Genomic DNA, 16,825 nt, shown 5'->3' with positions numbered 1-16,825 from the left:
GCCCTTGCTGCCCAACGGCCCGATTCCGCCGGACATGGCATGGGGCGACCTCTGCTGCGTCCGCCCTTCCATGAAGACGCAAGGCTGATCACATGGTCACCGCAGTGGTTGTCGGCAGTGGACCCAACGGACTCGCGGCGGCGGTGCGGCTTGCCCAGGAGGGTGTCCGTGTCACCGTGCTGGAAGGCAGCGGCCGGCCGGGAGGGGGCGCGCGCACATCGCAGCTGACCTTCCCGGGTCTGCTCCACGACGACTGCGCGGCCTTCCACCCCACCGGCGTCGTCTCACCCTTCCTGGCATCCCTCGGCCTGGACCGCTTCGGCCTGGAGTGGCGGTGGCCCGAGGTCGACCTCGCGCACCCGCTCGACGACGGACGGGCGGGCCTCCTCACTCGCGACCTGGGGCGCACCATGGCCTCGATCGGGGTGGATGCGAACGCGTGGCGGCGGCTCTTCGAGCCGCTCGCCGCGGACTTCGACAAGCTGGTCCACGAGATCCTTCAGCCCCTCCCGCATCTCCCCCGTCATCCGTTCGCCCTGACCCGGTTCGGCGTCAACGCGTTGCTCCCCGCGACCTGGACAGCACGCCGATGGAAAGACACCCCGGCGAGGGCCCTGTTCATGGGTGTCGCCGCCCACGCCTTCGGACGCCTCGACACCCCACTCAGCGGATCCATCGGCCTCATGCTCGGTGCCGCCGGCCACGCCGTCGGCTGGCCGGTCGCGGCCGAAGGAACACAGTCGATCACCACCGCGCTGATCCACCTGCTGGAAAGCCTCGGAGGGACCGTCCATACGGACGTCACCATCACGAGCCTCGACCAGGTACGCGATCTCAGCGGGACAGCGCCCGACATCGTGATGCTCGACACCGCACCCGACGCCGCTGTACGCATCGTCGGCGACCGGATGCCCCCACGCGTACGCCGTGCCCTGACGCGTTATCGGTACGGGCCCGCTGCCCACAAGGTCGACTTCGCCATCGAGGGAGACGTCCCCTGGAGGAACGAGGACTGCCGCCGCGCCGGCACCCTCCACCTCGGCGGCACCGCGGAAGAAATCGTGGCCGCCGAGGCTGCGATCGCCCGCGGCATCATGCCGGACCGGCCCTTCGTCCTCGTCGGCCAGCAGTACCTCGCCGACCCGTCACGCTCCGCCGGCTCGAAGAACCCGCTGTGGGCCTACGCCCACGTCCCGCACGGATACACCGGCGATGCCACCACGGCGGTCGTTGAACAGATCGAGCGGTTCGCGCCCGGGTTCCGCGACCGGATCGCTGCCACCCATTCCCGGACGCCCCCACAGATGGCGCTCTACAACCCGAACTACGTCGGCGGCGACATCAGCGCCGGAGCCAATACCGCGCAGCAGATCGCTCTGCGGCCCCGACCCGCGCTCAACCCGTACTGGCTCGGCGTTCCCGGCGTCTACCTCTGCTCATCCGCCACGCCACCGGGAGCCGGCGCCCACGGTATGTGCGGCGCCAACGCGGCGGAGACGGCACTGTCCCGGCTGCGCCGGTAGCCATCGGCGAAGGGTTCGCCGGCCCGAAACCCTTGGCACTGTGACCCACGCGGTCGGCGAGACCACGATTGCTGGGCGCGTTGCGCTGCCGCTGACGGCCGCTCCGATCACGCACGAGTGGCGGAGATCGAAGCGGCCGCACAGATGTCAGGGCCTTCGGTGCTTGTGCCCCCTGGGCCTCACATCGGGCTGATGCGGCCGCGCCATCCTCCGGACTCTTCGCCGCGGTGCTCGATGAACTCCTTGAAGCGGCGCATGTCGCCCTTCACCCGGCGGTCGATCATTCCGGTGACTGCTGCGGTCTTCTCCACGGCCCCGCTCGCTTCGACATCCATCACGAGCTCCACGCGGGTACGGGTGTCGTCCAGGCGCTGGAAGCTGACCATGCCCTTCTGCTTCGTGTCGCCGTTGGTGCTGCGCCACGCGATGCGCTCGTCAGGAAGCTGGTCGACGATCTCGGTGTCGAACTCGCGGCGGACGCCGTCGAACTGGGTGGTCCAGTGGTTGTGGCGATCGTCCAGCTGCCTCACCTCCTGGACGCCCTCCATGAAGTTCGGGAACTCCTCGAATTGCGTCCATTGGTTGTAGGCGGTGCTCACGGGGACGTCGACCTCCACCGCTTCCTTCACCATGCTCATACCTGTGCCTCCTTTCATGACCACCGCGCGAGCAGGAGTTCTGCCGCACGGACGGGCACGGTGGGGCGATTACCCCGTGCCCGGCGGATGACGCCTCTCCGTGCGGGCAGCCCCTGGCGCAGCCCCTCGGGTCGGGCACCATCGTGCGCGGCGAACCCGGTCGGAGCGTCGATGCCGTCGGCCGGTGCGTCCGCTGTCGACGCCTCGGCCACAGTCCGCTAGCCGAAACCCGCGGTGATCCACACCGGCCGGGCCGGGCGATCGATCATTCGGCCCTGACCTACCCGCCACGACGCTGGGCCGCACGGCGTTCGCAGCCGTTGTTCGTGGGTAGGCGCGACCATGTGAGCCATGTGACCCCCGGCGGGGAGTACTCGCGCGACAGTCGGTACATCACCACCCGGATCACCCGCGACGGACGCGACGGCTTCCCGGTCGAGCCCGGCCGCTATCGCCTGGTGGTCAGCCGCGCGTGCCCTTGGGCAAGCAGGGCGGTAGTCGTACGGCGGCTCCTCGGGCTGGAGAGGGCGATACCGATGGCTGTCGCCGGGCCCACGCACGACGAACGCAGCTGGACGTTCGACCTCGACCCGGGCGGCAGGGATCCGGTGCTCGGCATCGAGCGGATCCAGGAGGCGTACCTCGCACGTGACCCCGACTACGACCGGGGCATCACGGTGCCGGTGATCGTCGACGTGCCGACCGGCAAGGTCGTGACCAACGACTTCTCGCAGATCACGATCGACATGTCGCTGGAGTGGGCGCCCTACCATCGTGAGGGAGCCCCGGTGCTCTACCCGCCCGCGCTGCGGCCGGAGATCGACGCGGTGAACGAGGCGGTCTACAAGGACGTCAACAACGGCGTCTACCGTGCCGGGTTCGCAGGGGGGCAGGAATCGTACGCCGCAGCATACGAGCGCCTGTTCGCCCGGCTCGACCGGCTCTCGGAGCGGCTCGAAGGGACGCGGTACCTCGTCGGCGACACGATCACCGAGGCGGATGTGCGACTGTTCACCACGCTCGTCCGCTTCGACGCCGTCTACCACAACCACTTCAAGTGCAATCGGCAGAAGCTCTCCGAGATGCCGGTGCTGTGGGCTTACGCGCGGGACCTGTTCCAGACACCCGGCTTCGGCGACACGGTCGACTTCGACCACATCAAGCAGCACTACTACAAGGTGCACCGCGACATCAATCCGACCGGCATCGTGCCGGACGGCCCGGACCTGTCCAACTGGCTCGAGCCGCACGGCCGCACGGACCTCGGCGGCCGGCCGTTCGGCGACGGTACGCCGCCCGGTCCGGTCTCGCTCGAGGAGGAGGTGCCGGCAGACCACAGGCCGCCCTCCACCTGAGCGGGCCGCGGGTGGCGCGGCCGTCCGTGCGGCTTGAGGCGGCGCGTCGGGGCATGACGCAGCGGCCGCGGTGAGGGTCATGTCTCGTTCGGTGACCGGCCACCACCGGTCAGCGCGGCCACCACACCGGTCATCCACCACCTCGACCGGCTGCGCCGCACCTCACCCACACCACCCTGACCAGCGGATGACGAAGAGCGAATGTCTTCCATGGCGTAGGCATCGGCAGCCGGCCGGCAGTCGCCCATGGCGACGGCGGGCCGTCCGGGCCTCACCGCAGCCCACGCCGTTCAAGGTTTCGATGAGGGCCAGGGTGGGGGCGTGCCCGGGCAGAGCCCGACCGGCGGACGAGTCGGCTGGAGCGGCTGGAGCGCTGGTAAAATGGCGGGACACGCTTCGACGTCGCCGGGGCCCGTACCAAGGGGTACGGGCCCCGGCTCGTTCCGGGCGCCAGACCACGGAAGGGCCCGCATGAACGCGAAGCCGTCAGCTCCTGGGCACTCCGGTGCCGCCAAGCCCCAGCGGGCAACCGCGCCGCAGGGCGAACTCTCCGCGAGAACGCTGACTCCCGGATTGCCGCTCGCCGAGTCCTTCGCCGAGCTGGGGCTGCCGCAGGAAGTCGTAGAGGTGATGGCCGACCGGGCCGTGCAGGAGCCGTTCCCGATCCAGGCGGCCACCCTGCCCGACGCCCTGGCCGGCAGGGACATCCTCGGCCGCGCGCGGACGGGCTCGGGCAAGACCCTCGCCTTCGGGCTCGCCCTGCTCGTCCGTACGGCGGGCCGGCGCGCCGAGTCGAAGAGGCCGCTCGGGCTGGTCCTGGTGCCCACCCGCGAACTCGCGCAGCAGGTGAGCGACGCGCTGACACCGTACGCGCTGGCGCTGAAGCTGCGGCTGGCGACCGTGGTCGGCGGATTGTCGATCGGGCGGCAGGCGGCCTTGCTGCGGGCAGGCACCGACGTGGTCATCGCGACTCCGGGACGGCTGACCGACCTGGTGTCGCGCCGGGGCTGCCACCTGGACCAGGTGCGGATCACAGTGCTGGACGAGGCCGACCAGATGTGCGACATGGGGTTCCTGGCGCAGGTGTCGGACCTGCTGGACCAGGTGCGCCCCGAGGGGCAGCGGATGCTGTTCTCGGCCACACTCGACCGCAACGTCGACCAACTGGTCCAGCGCTACCTCCACGACCCGGTACTCGCGACGGTCGACCGGGCGACGGGCGCGGTCACCACGATGGAGCACCACGTGCTGCACATCCATCCCGCGGACAAGTACGCGACGGCCACGGAGATCGCCGCCCGGGACGGCCGGGTGCTCATGTTCCTGGACACCAAGCTGGGCGTCGACCAGTTCACCCGCCATCTGCGCAGCAGCGGTATCCGCGCCTCCGCCCTGCACAGCGGGAAGTCGCAGCCACAGCGCACGCACACGCTCGCCCAGTTCAAGGACGGTGCCATCAACGTGTTGGTGGCCACCAATGTCGCCGCACGCGGTATCCATGTCGACGCGCTCGACCTCGTCGTCAACGTCGACCCGCCGGCCGACCCGAAGGACTACCTCCACCGCGGCGGCCGCACGGCACGCGCGGGCGAGTCGGGCAGCGTGGTCACCCTCGTCACCCCGAACCAGCGGCGTGACGTGAACCGGATGATGTCCGATGCCGGAATCCGGCCGACGGTCACGCAGGTGCGCTCCGGCGAGGAAAAGTTGACCAGCATCACGGGAGCGAAGCGCCCGCCCGCCGGAGACAAGGCCACCAGCAGCAACGCGCCTTTCCGCGGCCTGGGCACTCGACCGGGCCGCTCCCCGAAGGAGTCCCGTAAGACCGCCGAAGCCCGCAAGACCGCGGAGGCCCGCAAAGCCGCCCGGGTACGCAGAGGCCACTGACAGGCGAGCGGACCCACCCCGGCCCGGGCAACGCGCGGCCGCCCCGCGGCGTTCCCTGGCCCCGACGGTGAGCGTGGCCGAGCACTGGTCTGCCTCAGGTGCTCTGCAAGACCTCAAACACTGCGGCCATGCTCACGCACTGCGATCCGGGCCAGCTTCGTCAGCATCATGCCGTTGCGGACCGCGACGATGTAGTCCACGGGGAGCCCGTGCATCCGGGTGCCGGGGCCCCGGAGCGGGTGCCAGTCGAGGACGAAGAGGGTGTTCTCGCCCCAGGGGATCAAGCGCATCGCGATGCGGGCAGCACCGAATGGATCTGCCTTCGCTTCCAGTTCCAGGCGGTGCTGCGGTTCGCAGATGCGGACGACGCAGGTGTCGTCGAGGGTCAGAGGGCCGGTGCCGACTCGGACTGTCAGGCGGGCGCCTACGTCCGGCCAGTGCGGGTCCGCGGCGAGGACCTGCTGGGTTCCCGTCACCCACTCCCCGTAGCGGTGGCCGTCGCACAGCAGACGCCAGACCTCGGACGGCGAGCTGAGGATCAGACGGCAGTTCCGGGCCACGCTGATCACGCTCCTTCTGGAGGATGGGACATGGGAAGCCGTCGCCCGTCCTGGCGTCCCAGAGCGGTCTCCGGTACGGCAGGCGCCGGACAGCGGTGAAGCGGCGCGAGAGTCCGGCGATGAGTCAGCCGGTGTGCGCGGATCGCACGGCCGGCCGCTTCAGCGCCGTTCGCCGACGGCAACCAGCGCCGAGCGCGCCGCCGTACTGCCGGAAACCCCAATCGGTCACCGCCTCCACCACACCGTGAGCTCCGCTGTCGCACGGCTCGGCGAGTGACGTGCTCGCACGGGTCCGAGCCGTCGAGCCGGCAACGAGGGGCCCTGTCGCCCGACCGCTGCTCCGCCATGGTCGTCCTCGGCTCGAAGGGTGACGCGACCGCGCCGGTTCCCGGCCCGGTCGCCCATGGGCTCGGCCTCCAGCCTCGCGCAGAGCGCACTGCATGCGCAGTACGGCAGGTCCATACGGAGCAGATTCGCCCTACTGTCGGAGCCAAGATCTGCGAGCGTTCCGTGGGGCGGCAGCGACCTGCTCGGCATCGTCAGGCACGCCGTCGCGATCCCTCCCGGCAGCCGAGGTGCGCCCCGTGCCGAGGTGGCCGAGATTGGAGGTATCGATCTGCCTCACGGGACCACCCGGCGGACCGACCGCGCGACACGGAGGCATGCGCCATGACGATTCAGGTGGCAGGCACGGGCAGGGCGTCACACGGTGCGGCCAGGGGCGACTGCGGCAGCGGCCGGCTGCACCCGAGGCGGTGACGCGCGAGTCGGCCGCCGGCGCCCCGACAGAGTTGGTGCTCGTCGTCGGCATATCAGGGTCGGGCAAGACAACGGTGGGGCGGCTCCTCGCAGAGCGGCTCGGCCGGCCGTACCGGGACGCGGACGAGTTCCACTCCGAGGCCAACCGCGCCAAGATGGAGGCCGGTCACGCACTCACGGATACGGATCGGGAGCCATGGCTGGAGGCCATCGGCGCCTGGATGGACCGCGAGATCGCGGCACGGCGACCGGCCGTCATCGGTTGTTCCGCACTCAAGCGCGCCTACCGTGACCAGCTCCTCGCCGGACGCCCCGGCGTCCGTCTGGTGTACCTGCACGGTTCGCGCGAGCTGGTTCGCTCCCGACTGGCCGCCCGGCGCGGCCACTTCTTCCCGTCGGGCCTGCTGGACAGCCAGTTCGCAGACCTTGAGGAACCGGAGCCGGATGAGCATCCGTTGGTGGTGGAGATCGACCAGCCGCCGGAGGCCGTCGTCGATGCCGTGCTGTCGTTGATGCGCAAGGAACCCGCCGAGGACAGTCCGCCGGCCGGAGGTGCCACGGACCGCGCCGTCCCGGCGGAGGTGCGACGAACGTCCCCCAGCCCGACAGGCGAGCAATGGGAGCTGCGGTTCGGCGGGCAGCAGGCCGTCGTGGTCCAGCTGGGTGCAGCCCTGCGTCACTACGAGGCGGACGGCCGACCGCTGCTGGACGGGTTCACCTCCGACTCCCCCATCACCGGTGGGCGGGGGCAACTTCTCGTCCCGTGGCCCAACCGGGTCGACGGTGGCCGTTACCGCTTCGACGGCAGCGATCTGCAACTTCCGCTGACCGAACCGGAGAAGCACAACGCGATCCACGGACTGCTCCGCTGGGTCCCGTGGCGGCTGATCGCCCGCAGTGACGACGCGGTGAGGATCGGCACCACAGTCCATCCGCAACCGGGCTATCCCTTCCTGCTGGAGGTGGTCGCCGAGTACCGGCTGGGGCCCGACGGGCTCGAAGCCGTCATCGCCACCACCAACGTGGGCGACACAGCCGCTCCCTACGGTGTCGGGCAGCATCCCTATCTGACGGTCGGCACCGACCTCGTCGACACCGCGCTGTTGACCGTTGCCGCCCACTACCGGCTGCGAACCGACGACCGGGACCTGCCTGTCGGCCAGGAGCCCGTCGACGGCACGGTGTACGACTTCCGCACCCCGCGTCCCATCGGTGATCTGCAACTGGACACCGCGTTCACCGGGCTCGACCGCGACGCCGAAGGCCGCGCCCTCGTACGACTGGCGCACCCCTCGGGGCGGCGGGGTGTCGACCTGTGGCTGGGCGACGGCGCTCGGTACGTGCAGGTGTACACCGGCGACACGCTGGCCGAGCCCGAACGTCGGCGCCGCGGTGTCGCGGTGGAGGCCATGTCCTGTCCGGCGGACGCGTTTCGCAGCGGCACCGATCTCACCCTCCTGGAGCCGGGCGGCAGCCATGTGCTCCGGTGGGGTCTGACCCCATGGGGTTCCGCATGACACCGCCGGAGGCTTCGGAGCAGGTGACCTCGGACGAGTTCCGGGCGCTCTACCGACGACTGCGCGACACGACGCACACCGACGATCCGCGCGGAGCGCTCCGTCACCTGACGCCCGAGCGCGTCGTGGCAGCCGCCGCGGAGGTGCGGTCCGGGCGGACGGTTTCCCTGGCCTCGCCGGTGGAGACCCGGCCGGGCCCGGACAACCCCGAGCCCGCGGTTCACCGGATGACGGGACCCGCCACCGGCGACATCGGGGCGGACGGGCTGCACTTCGCCGTGGACCACATCGCCATGAACGTGCACGGGGACGCGGACAGCCATCTCGACGCGCTCTGCCACGTGTTGTACAACGGCGAGCTGTACAACGGGGTGCCCGCGAGCAGCGTGACGGCCGAAGGCGCCCGTGCGCTCTCCGTGGACCTGGTCCGGGACGGCATCGTCGGTCGTGGCGTACTGCTGGACATTCCTCGGCTGCGTGGCGTGCCCTGGCTGGAACCCGGCGACCATGTGACAGCGGGCGACCTGACGGCCGCCGAAACCGCGCAAGGGGTCCGGGTCGGCCCCGGGGACATGCTGTTGGTCCGGGTGGGGCATCGCCGCCGCCGCGGAGAGCTCGGCGCGTGGAACGCGGCGAAGGCACGGGCCGGTCTCCACCCGACCGCCCTGGGGTTCCTGGCGGAACGAAAGGTCTCTGTCCTGGGTGGCGACGGCAACAACGACACCGCACCCAGCGCGGTGGCGGACGTCGCCTTCCCCGTACACGTGCTGGCCATGCACGCCATGGGCGTGCACCTGATGGACTATCTGCAGTTCGAGGAACTGGCCCCGGTCTGTGCACAGACGGGCCGCTGGAACTTCCTGTGTGTGATCGCACCGCTGCGGCTGCCCGGCGCCACGGGCTCTCCCGTGAACCCGATCGCTGTGCTGTGACCGCGGGGCGGCCGCGGCCACGCCTCCGGTGCACAGGGACGGCGGATACGTTCGAACGGTTGGGAACGCAGGTCCCGTGGAACACGCGTCACTCATGCAGCAGTTGAGCGACGACCCGCAAAGCGTGGCCTGCACCCCTTCCGTCATGATCGGCGTCACATCTCGGACAGGACGGCGACGCACCCCGGCGTCTGCATCCGGTGCTACCGGGTGGACGGCTTTCCGTCCATGGTGCGTGCGGGTCGGTGACCACCTCGTTGACCGGCTGAACCGGCGGCCGGCACCACTGGGCCGACCAGGTGAAGCTGCTCCGCCCAACAGCCCAACGGCAGCTCGCCGGACTCGCCGCCGCCCTGCGGCCGGTGATTGCGTGACGCCCGTGCCAGGCCGGCTGCGGCCAGGCGGACCGGAGCCGCGCAGCGAGGAGGCAGGGCATCATGAATTCCACCGTGGGCACACCGCAGGGTGTCATTCCGCAACATCTGCTGAAGGGCCAGAAGGCACTGGTCACCGGAGCCAATTCGGGCATCGGCAAGGCCACCGCCATCGGGCTGGGCCGGGCCGGCGCCGACGTGGTCGTGAACTACGTGGCCGACCGTGGCGCCGCCGAGGAAGTGGTGGAGGAGATCGCCTCCTTCGGGGTGCGCGCGGCGGCGTACGAGGCGGACGTGTCCCAGGAGGACCAGGTCACGGCCATGACGGACCGGATGATCCAGGAGTTCGGGACGATCGACATCCTGGTCGCCAACGCGGGCCTGCAGCGTGACGCCCGGTTCACCGAGATGACTCTCGGGCAGTGGCAGAAGGTGATCGACGTCAACCTCACCGGCCAGTTCCTGTGCGCCCGGGAGGCGACCAAGGAGTTCCAGCGCCGCGGGATCGTCCCGGAGGTGTCCCGCTCCGCCGGGAAGATCATCTGCATGAGTTCGGTGCACCAGCTCATCCCCTGGGCGGGCCACGTCAACTACGCCTCGTCCAAGGGCGGCATCCAGATGATGATGGCGACGCTCGCCCAGGAGCTGGCGCCGCACAAGATCCGGGTCAACGCTGTCGCCCCCGGAGCCATCCAGACGCCGATCAACCGCGACGCCTGGGAAACTCCCGAGGCCCGCGAGGAGCTGCTGAAGCTGATCCCCTACAACCGGATCGGAGACCCCCAGGACATCGCGCACGCCGTTGTCGCGCTCGCCTCCGACCTCATGGACTACGTGGTGGGGACGACTCTCTATGTCGACGGCGGGATGACACTGTTCCCCGGCTTCGCCACCGGCGGCTGACCTTCTCCTGTACGTACCGAACAGCGAAGGCGGCTATGCACACCTCGGTCCATCTGCTGGCGGAAACCCCGGCCCAACTGCTGCCGGCCCGGGAGCTCATGGCGTTCACCCTGGCCTCCCACATCATCCTGGTTCCCCTCGGCGTGGCGCTCCCCCTCATCACCCTGGCGATGCACTACATCGGGCTGCGACGGAACGACGCCACCGCCCTTCTGCTGGCCCGGCGCTGGTCGGCAGTCATGGCAGTGCAGTTCGCGGTCGGCGTGGTCACCGGCACAGTGCTCTCCTTCGAGTTCGGCCTGCTCTGGCCGGGACTGATGGGCAGGTGGGGTGATGTCTTCGGGATCGGATTCGGTGTCGAGGCATGGGCGTTCTTCCTCGAAGCGGTGCTCATCGCCATCTATCTGTACGGATGGCGGCAGCTGAAGCCCCGCACGCACTTCCTGCTCGGGCTGCCGCTCCCGGCCACCGCACTGCTCGGCGCGTTCGGCATCCTGGCCGCCAACTCCTGGATGAACACCCCGCACGGGTTCTCTCTCGACTCCGAGGGCAACCCGGTGGACGTGAACGTCTGGAAGGCGATCTTCACCCCGATGTTCGGGCCGCAGTACTGGCACTTCGTCGTCGCGATGCTGCTGACCGCGGGCTACATGGTGGCCGGCGTCTACGCCGTGGGCCTGTTGCGCGGGCGCCGCGACCACTACCACCGGCTCGGATTCGCCGTTCCCTTCACCATCGCGGCGGTGGCCACGCCGGTGCAGTTCATTCTGGGCGACTCCATCGCCCGATCCGTGTTCCACAAACAGCCGGTGAAGTTCGCCGCGCTGGAAATCGTGTGGAAGACCGACACCCGGGTCCCCGAGTACCTGTTCGGACGCCTGAACTCGGACGGATCCGTGTCGGGCGGCATCAAGGTCCCGCTGCTCGACTCCATCCTGGCCGGCTTCAGCCCGAACACGAAGGTGGTGGGACTGACGTCGGTCCCGGCGGACCAACGCCCGACGGCCACTCAGGCGACCATCGCCCACTGGGCCTTCGACCTCATGGTCGTGATCGGGTCCGTACTGGTGCTGCTCGCGCTCTGGTACGGCCTGATCTGGCTGCGACGCCGCCGGCTTCCCGCCTCCAAGTGGTTCTACCGCAGCGCGGCCTGCGCGGGCGTCGCCTCCGTGGTGGCCGTCGAATGCGGCTGGATCGCCACCGAGGTGGGACGCCAGCCCTGGATCGTCTACCAGAACATGAGGGTCGCCGAGGCAGTGACCTCGACCCGCTCCACCACCCTGTGGATCATGCTCGGCATCGTGATCGTGGTGTACGTCTGCGTCTTCGGCTCGCTCCTCGCCGTCCTGCTCAAGATGCGTACCCGCTGGCGGCTCGCCGACGAACAGGAGGCAGCCGGGCACCCCGCCGAAGCGCCGGAGGCGGACAGCCCGTACGGGCCGCGGACACCTGTACCTGTCGGCGACGGTGCCGCCGGCGGCAACGGAGCCGCTCCGTCCGGGGACGGCCGACCATGACCGCCGACCTCATCGCCGTGGTGCTGCTGCTCGCCATGACCGCGTACGCCTGCGCGGGCGGAACCGACTACGGAGCCGGCTTCTGGGACCTGACGGCCGGAGGCGCGGAACGCGGCAAGCGTCCCAGGTGGCTCATCGACCACGCCATGGCCCCCGTCTGGGAGGTCAACAACGTCTGGCTGATCTTCATCTTCGTCATCATGTGGACCGGCTTCCCGACGCTCTTCCAGACGGTGTTCTCCGCGATGTGGCTCCCCTTGGCGCTTGCCGCCGTGGGCATGGTTCTGCGCGGTGCCGGCTTCGCCTTCCGCAAGGCCGCCCGGCGGCTCGTCGGCCGGCGCCTCTACGGAGCCGTCTTCGCCGTCGCCTCGCTCGTGACACCGTTCTTCCTCGGGGCCGCCGTCGGCGGGGTCGCATCGGGCCGGGTGGCGCCCGGAACGGAGGCGTCGGCGGACGCCTGGTCCAACCCCACGTCCCTCCTGTTCGGGTTCCTCGCCATCGCGACCACGGCCCTCCTCGGAGCGGTGTTCCTCGCCGGGGACGCGCGTCGCTTCGACGCACCCGACCTGGTCGCCTACTTCCGGTGGCGGGCGCTGGCCAGTCTTGCCGTGCTCGCCGTGCTCGCCGTCATCACGCTCGTCATCACCCACGGCGACGCCCCCCATGTGTGGCACGGGCTCACCCACGGGGTGGGGCTGTTCTTCGTCATCGTTGCGGCGGTGGCCGCGCTCGCCACCGCGTGGCTGCTCCTGCGGACGCCCGGCAACTGGGCCCGCGTCACAGCCGTCACCGTCGTCGCCTCGGCCGTGATCGCCTGGGGCATGGCCCAGCGGCCCTACCTCATCCCCACCTCGCTGACCGTGGCCGACGGCGCGGGCGCGCCCGCCACGTTGACCTGGCTGGCGGTCGTCACGCTTGTGGCCGTGGTGATCGTCTTCCCGGCCGTCGGCTTGCTGTACTGGCTGGACACCCATGGCGAGCTGGACGAACTCAGCGACGCCGATCTGAGAAGGAGCGGCGCGGAGGGGGACGGTGCGTCCGGGAGCGACTGACCCCCGGCCCTCGGCTTTGGCTGAATCCCCGCCCATCGCGCCAGGACTCCGACGAAGGGAGCCGCTGTGACCGACGACGAGATTCTTCTCGGGATCGCCTTGACGGTGATCCTCGCGACCGGGTCGCAGATCCTGGCGAGCAAGCTCCGTGTGCCCGCCCTCATCCTGCTGCTTCCCGCCGGGTTCGCCGCGGGTGCGATGACGGACGTCATCCACCCGGACAAGCTGATGGGTCAGAACTTCTCCGTCATTGTGTCGCTGTCCGTCGCGGTGATCCTCTACGACGCCGGCCTGGGCCTCAACCTGCGCAAACTCAGGGGTCATACGCGGTGGATCGTGGGGAGGCTGCTGCTGCTCGGCGTCCTGATCACGTTCTTCGTCACCGCCGGGGTGGCGCCTGCGATGTTCGACATGCCCCTCAGAGTGGCCGCGATGCTCGGCGTGATCCTCGTGGTCTCCGGGCCCACCGTGGTGGGCCCGCTGCTCGATTTCGTCCGGCCGACCGACAGGGTGCGCCGCATCCTCATCTGGGAGGGGACGCTGACCGACCCGATCGGCGGCATCCTCGGCGCGCTCGTGTTCCACGCCATCGCGACCACGCAGCAGGTCGACATCGGACGTGGCTACCAGCTGGGCCAGTTCGCCATCAGCATGGCCGTGGGGCTGGTCGGCGGGGCGGTGGGAACCGCGCTGCTGTGGCTGACGCTGCGCACCCTGCGGCTCGGCGAGACGCTCGGCACGCTGGCGCAACTGGCCACGGTGATCACCGTCTCCGCGGGCTGCGACATCGTTCGGGACGACACCGGACTCATCGCCGCCATCGTCACCGGACTCGCCGTCACCAACATCCGCGGCTTCGACATGCCCGCCCGGCGCCCCTTCTTCGAGACCCTGGCCCAGCTGATCATCGGTCTGCTGTTCGTCTCCATCTCCTCCACCGTGACCCCGGCGTCGCTGGTGCCCGTACTGCTTCCCGGACTGGTTCTCATCGCGATCCTCGTCCTTGTGGTGCGTCCGCTGGTGGCCTTCGCCTCGACAACGGGCGCGGGCATGTCCAGAGGGGAACGGGCCTTCATCGGCTGGATGGCCCCCCGCGGCATCGTCGCGGCTGCCACGGCATCGGCATTCGCATCCAGCCTCGTCGACCGGGGGGTGGACGGAGCGTCCAGGATCCTTCCGGTCACGTTCCTGGTGATCGTGGGCACCGTCCTGCTGTACGCCCTGACCGCGGCGCCGGTCGCCCGACGGCTGGGCATCGTCAAACCGGCAGGTACGCGAATCCTTCTGGTGGGCGGCGAACCGTGGGTCGTCGAGCTGGGGAGGACCCTGCGGTCCGCCGGCCTGGACGTGCTGATGTGGGCCGGCCTCGACGAGGAGCGGCAGCGGATCAAGGACGGGGGAATCGCACTGGCCACTGGCGATCTGCTGGCCACCGCCACCAACCCCGGGGCGCGGCTGGAGGGAGTGACAGCCGTGTTCCTTGCCACCGATGACGACGATTTCAACGCGCTCGCCTCAGTCGTGATGCAGGACAACGTCGAGGGCCCCGTCTACCGGGTCGGGCCCCCGCACGAGAGCCACGGTGTGGTCGCTCCCTACACCGGCGGGGACATCCTCTTCGGCCGTTCCCTGGTCCGTCACATCCTGGCGGCCCGCTACGAGCAGGGCGCCCGATTCCTGGTGCAGCCCGCCTCGTCCCCCGTGCCGCCGGGGCACGACACCCTGTTCGTGGTGCGGGCCGACCACACGTTGGATCCGGTGACCGAGAAGCAGCAGGTCACGCCGCAGGAAGGCGACAGCGTCGTGCTGCTCGGCCCTGCCGGCTCCGCGCAGTGAGCCTTGCACGCCCACCGCCCGGGCTACCTCCCGCCTTCGCGTGACCCGTTGAGGTGTGCGTCCAAGGTGATGGCCGCATCGATCAACGCAAGGTGGGTGAAGGCCTGGGGGAAGTTCCCCAGCTGTCGCCCCGTCAGGTCGATCTCCTCGGAGTACAGGCCCAGGTGGTTGGCGTAGGTGAGCATCTTTTCCAGCACAAGCCTGGCCTGATCGGTACGCCCGGCCCGTGCCAGGGCGTCGACGTACATGAACGTGCACAGGGAGAAGGTCCCTTCGGAGCCGCATAGTCCGTCGGGCGATGCCTCGGGGTTGTAGCGGTAGACAAGGCTGTCGCTGACGAGCTCGCGGTCCATCGCCTCCAGGCTGGACTTCCACATCGGGTCGTCCGGGGTGATGAAACCCACCGTCGGCAACCGCAACAACGACGAGTCCAGCACATTGCTGCCGTAGTGCTGCACGAAGGCCCCGCGCTCCGGGTCCCATCCCCGGGTCAGAACCTGTTCGTAAATGCTGTCGCGCTCGGCCGCCCAGCGTCCGCGGGCTGCTGGACGGCCGCTCGCGGACGAAAGCCGCAGGGCGCGGTCGAAGGCGCCCAGGACATCACCCTTCCGTATGTGAAGTCCTTCCGGCCGCCGCGGGTCTCCCACAGTCCCTCACCGGGCTGATCCCAGTGGTCGACCAGCCAGTTGAGGAGTGTGTGCAGTGACGACCAGCCCCTGGTGTCGAGCTGGATACCGCGCTGGTGCGCGAAGTAGATGCTGTCCAGCGCCTCGCCGTAGATGTCCAACTGCAGCTGGCTCGCAGCTCCGTTGCCGATGCGCACGGGGGCGGATCCTTCGTAGCCTTCCCAGTGCTCCAGAATCTCCTCGACCAAGTCGGACGAGCCGTCGACCCGGTACATGATGTTCAGTGGTCCCGTGTCAGTGTCGCCGGCGGCCGCCTCTTCCTTCACGCGGTCGCGCAGCCAGCCGATGAACGCCGTCGCCTCTTCCTTGAAGCCCAGCCCCAAGAGGGCGTACACCGAGAACGAGGCATCGCGGATCCACGTGAACCGGTAGTCCCAGTTGCGCTCGCCGCCCAGCTGCTCCGGCAGGCCGGCCGTAGGAGCAGCGACGAGCGCCCCGCTGGGGGCGTACGTCATCAGCTTCAGTGTCACGGCCGAGCGTTCCACCGCCTCACGCCAGCGCCCCGAGTAATGGGACTGGCCCAGCCATGACCGCCAGAAGTGGATGGTTTCCTCGAAGAGCTGCTGGAACTCCTCGACACGGATTTCATGGGGTGGCCCGTCGGGCGACGACTCCAGGATCACACCGCGCTGCTGGCCGGCCCGCAGAGTCAGGGAGACATGCAGGTCGCTGTCCCCCGACAGCAGGTTCATCAACCGCTCGTCCTCCGGCTCACGAACGGCGTGCACGGCCAGTTGCAGTCCCTCCGAGGTGAACACCGCTCCGTGCTCGGTGATGTGCAGCTCGTGAGGCTTGCGGCCGTAGTCGAACCGGGGGGCGATTTCCCCCTCGAACGTCATGCTGCCTCGTACACAGCGGAGCATGCGGACCAAGCGGTGGCGGTCGGTTGCCTCCGTCCCGGTCACCGGCATGAAGTCGACCACTTCGCCCGTGCCGGACTCGGTCATGAAGCGCGTCACCAAAATGGCAGTGTCGGGAAAGTACAACTGTTTGGTCGCGTACGTCTCGTCGGCCGGCCTGACACTGAAGTGCCCGCCCTTTTCCCTGTCCAACAGAGCACCGAACACACTGGGCGAATCGAAGCGCGGACAACAGAACCAGTCGATGGTCCCGTCTGTCGTAATCAGGGCAGCCGTCTGCAGATCACCGATCAGACCGTGATTCTCGATCAGCGGGTACGCGTCCATAAAGCGCCCCTTTCACCCATGGCCGATCCAACGGACGTCGTGTCCCGGACGTCTCGGATGCCTCGGACGGACAGCCGAAGTGCATCACGAGTGACGCCG

General features: G+C 69.4%; 11 protein-coding genes and 1 pseudogene. 9 read left to right on the top strand and 3 right to left on the bottom strand.

Annotation, left to right across the window (positions count from 1 at the left end):
* Nucleotides 1–92 precede the first annotated feature (92 nt).
* Nucleotides 93–1,523 carry a phytoene desaturase family protein gene (locus tag AC067Z_RS13145; RefSeq protein ID WP_478789568.1) on the top strand — a complete coding sequence of 477 codons (1,431 nt, stop codon included), beginning with the start codon at nucleotides 93–95 and terminating at the stop codon, nucleotides 1,521–1,523.
* Nucleotides 1,524–1,702: 179 nt separating this feature from the next.
* Here the strand turns inward: AC067Z_RS13145 and AC067Z_RS13140 are convergent, their stop codons facing one another.
* Nucleotides 1,703–2,161 (bottom strand): SRPBCC family protein, encoded by a 459-nt coding sequence (locus AC067Z_RS13140; RefSeq protein ID WP_478789567.1) that lies wholly within the window; start codon nucleotides 2,159–2,161, stop codon nucleotides 1,703–1,705.
* Nucleotides 2,162–2,514: 353 nt separating this feature from the next.
* On the opposite strand from AC067Z_RS13140, the gene AC067Z_RS13135 reads away from it, so the two are divergent.
* The gene (locus AC067Z_RS13135; protein WP_478789695.1) at nucleotides 2,515–3,516 is read left to right on the top strand and encodes a glutathione S-transferase family protein; all 1,002 of its coding nucleotides are present in this window, start codon (nucleotides 2,515–2,517) and stop codon (nucleotides 3,514–3,516) included.
* Between the two features lie 471 nt (nucleotides 3,517–3,987).
* Nucleotides 3,988–5,403, top strand: a complete 1,416-nt coding sequence (locus AC067Z_RS13130; protein WP_478789566.1) for a DEAD/DEAH box helicase — start codon at nucleotides 3,988–3,990, stop codon at nucleotides 5,401–5,403.
* Nucleotides 5,404–5,516: 113 nt separating this feature from the next.
* On the opposite strand, the gene AC067Z_RS13125 is transcribed toward AC067Z_RS13130, so the two are convergent.
* The gene (locus AC067Z_RS13125; protein WP_478789565.1) at nucleotides 5,517–5,963 is read right to left on the bottom strand and encodes an SRPBCC family protein; all 447 of its coding nucleotides are present in this window, start codon (nucleotides 5,961–5,963) and stop codon (nucleotides 5,517–5,519) included.
* A 755-nt stretch (nucleotides 5,964–6,718) separates the two neighbouring features.
* On the opposite strand from AC067Z_RS13125, the gene AC067Z_RS13120 reads away from it, so the two are divergent.
* From AC067Z_RS13120 to AC067Z_RS13095, 6 genes are all read left to right on the top strand, one after another.
* On the top strand, nucleotides 6,719–8,239 hold the full coding sequence (locus tag AC067Z_RS13120) for a gluconokinase, GntK/IdnK-type (RefSeq protein WP_478789564.1): 1,521 nt from the start codon (nucleotides 6,719–6,721) through the stop codon (nucleotides 8,237–8,239).
* On the top strand, nucleotides 8,236–9,171 hold the full coding sequence (locus AC067Z_RS13115) for a cyclase family protein (RefSeq protein ID WP_478789563.1): 936 nt from the start codon (nucleotides 8,236–8,238) through the stop codon (nucleotides 9,169–9,171). Before AC067Z_RS13120 ends, AC067Z_RS13115 begins: the two co-directional genes overlap by 4 nt.
* 437 nt (nucleotides 9,172–9,608) lie before the next feature.
* Nucleotides 9,609–10,448, top strand: coding sequence for an SDR family oxidoreductase (locus AC067Z_RS13110; protein WP_478789562.1), 840 nt, complete (start codon nucleotides 9,609–9,611; stop codon nucleotides 10,446–10,448).
* A 35-nt stretch (nucleotides 10,449–10,483) separates the two neighbouring features.
* On the top strand, nucleotides 10,484–11,965 hold the full coding sequence (locus AC067Z_RS13105; protein WP_478789561.1) for a cytochrome ubiquinol oxidase subunit I: 1,482 nt from the start codon (nucleotides 10,484–10,486) through the stop codon (nucleotides 11,963–11,965).
* Complete coding sequence (locus tag AC067Z_RS13100; protein ID WP_478789560.1) at nucleotides 11,962–13,017, top strand: cytochrome d ubiquinol oxidase subunit II; 1,056 nt, start codon at nucleotides 11,962–11,964, stop codon at nucleotides 13,015–13,017. Before AC067Z_RS13105 ends, AC067Z_RS13100 begins: the two co-directional genes overlap by 4 nt.
* Before the next feature lie 66 nt (nucleotides 13,018–13,083).
* Nucleotides 13,084–14,853 (top strand): cation:proton antiporter, encoded by a 1,770-nt coding sequence (locus AC067Z_RS13095; RefSeq protein ID WP_478789559.1) that lies wholly within the window; start codon nucleotides 13,084–13,086, stop codon nucleotides 14,851–14,853.
* A 23-nt stretch (nucleotides 14,854–14,876) separates the two neighbouring features.
* Here the strand turns inward: AC067Z_RS13095 and AC067Z_RS13090 are convergent.
* Nucleotides 14,877–16,726, bottom strand: a pseudogene (locus AC067Z_RS13090) (glycoside hydrolase family 15 protein).
* Between the last annotated feature and the right edge of the window lie 99 nt (nucleotides 16,727–16,825).

This window comes from Streptomyces sp. NPDC043812, from assembly GCF_056436245.1.
Note: the sequence above shows the minus strand (reverse complement) of the source record. Positions and strands in the feature narration are given on the sequence as shown.

Coding starts and splice junctions, on each gene's coding strand:
- AC067Z_RS13105 (WP_478789561.1), top strand. CDS start 10,484: ATGCACACCTCGGTCCATCTGCTGGCGGAAACCCCGGCCCAACTGCTG.
- AC067Z_RS13115 (WP_478789563.1), top strand. CDS start 8,236: ATGACACCGCCGGAGGCTTCGGAGCAGGTGACCTCGGACGAGTTCCGG.
- AC067Z_RS13110 (WP_478789562.1), top strand. CDS start 9,609: ATGAATTCCACCGTGGGCACACCGCAGGGTGTCATTCCGCAACATCTG.
- AC067Z_RS13130 (WP_478789566.1), top strand. CDS start 3,988: ATGAACGCGAAGCCGTCAGCTCCTGGGCACTCCGGTGCCGCCAAGCCC.
- AC067Z_RS13145 (WP_478789568.1), top strand. CDS start 93: ATGGTCACCGCAGTGGTTGTCGGCAGTGGACCCAACGGACTCGCGGCG.
- AC067Z_RS13100 (WP_478789560.1), top strand. CDS start 11,962: ATGACCGCCGACCTCATCGCCGTGGTGCTGCTGCTCGCCATGACCGCG.
- AC067Z_RS13140 (WP_478789567.1), bottom strand. CDS start 2,161: ATGAGCATGGTGAAGGAAGCGGTGGAGGTCGACGTCCCCGTGAGCACC.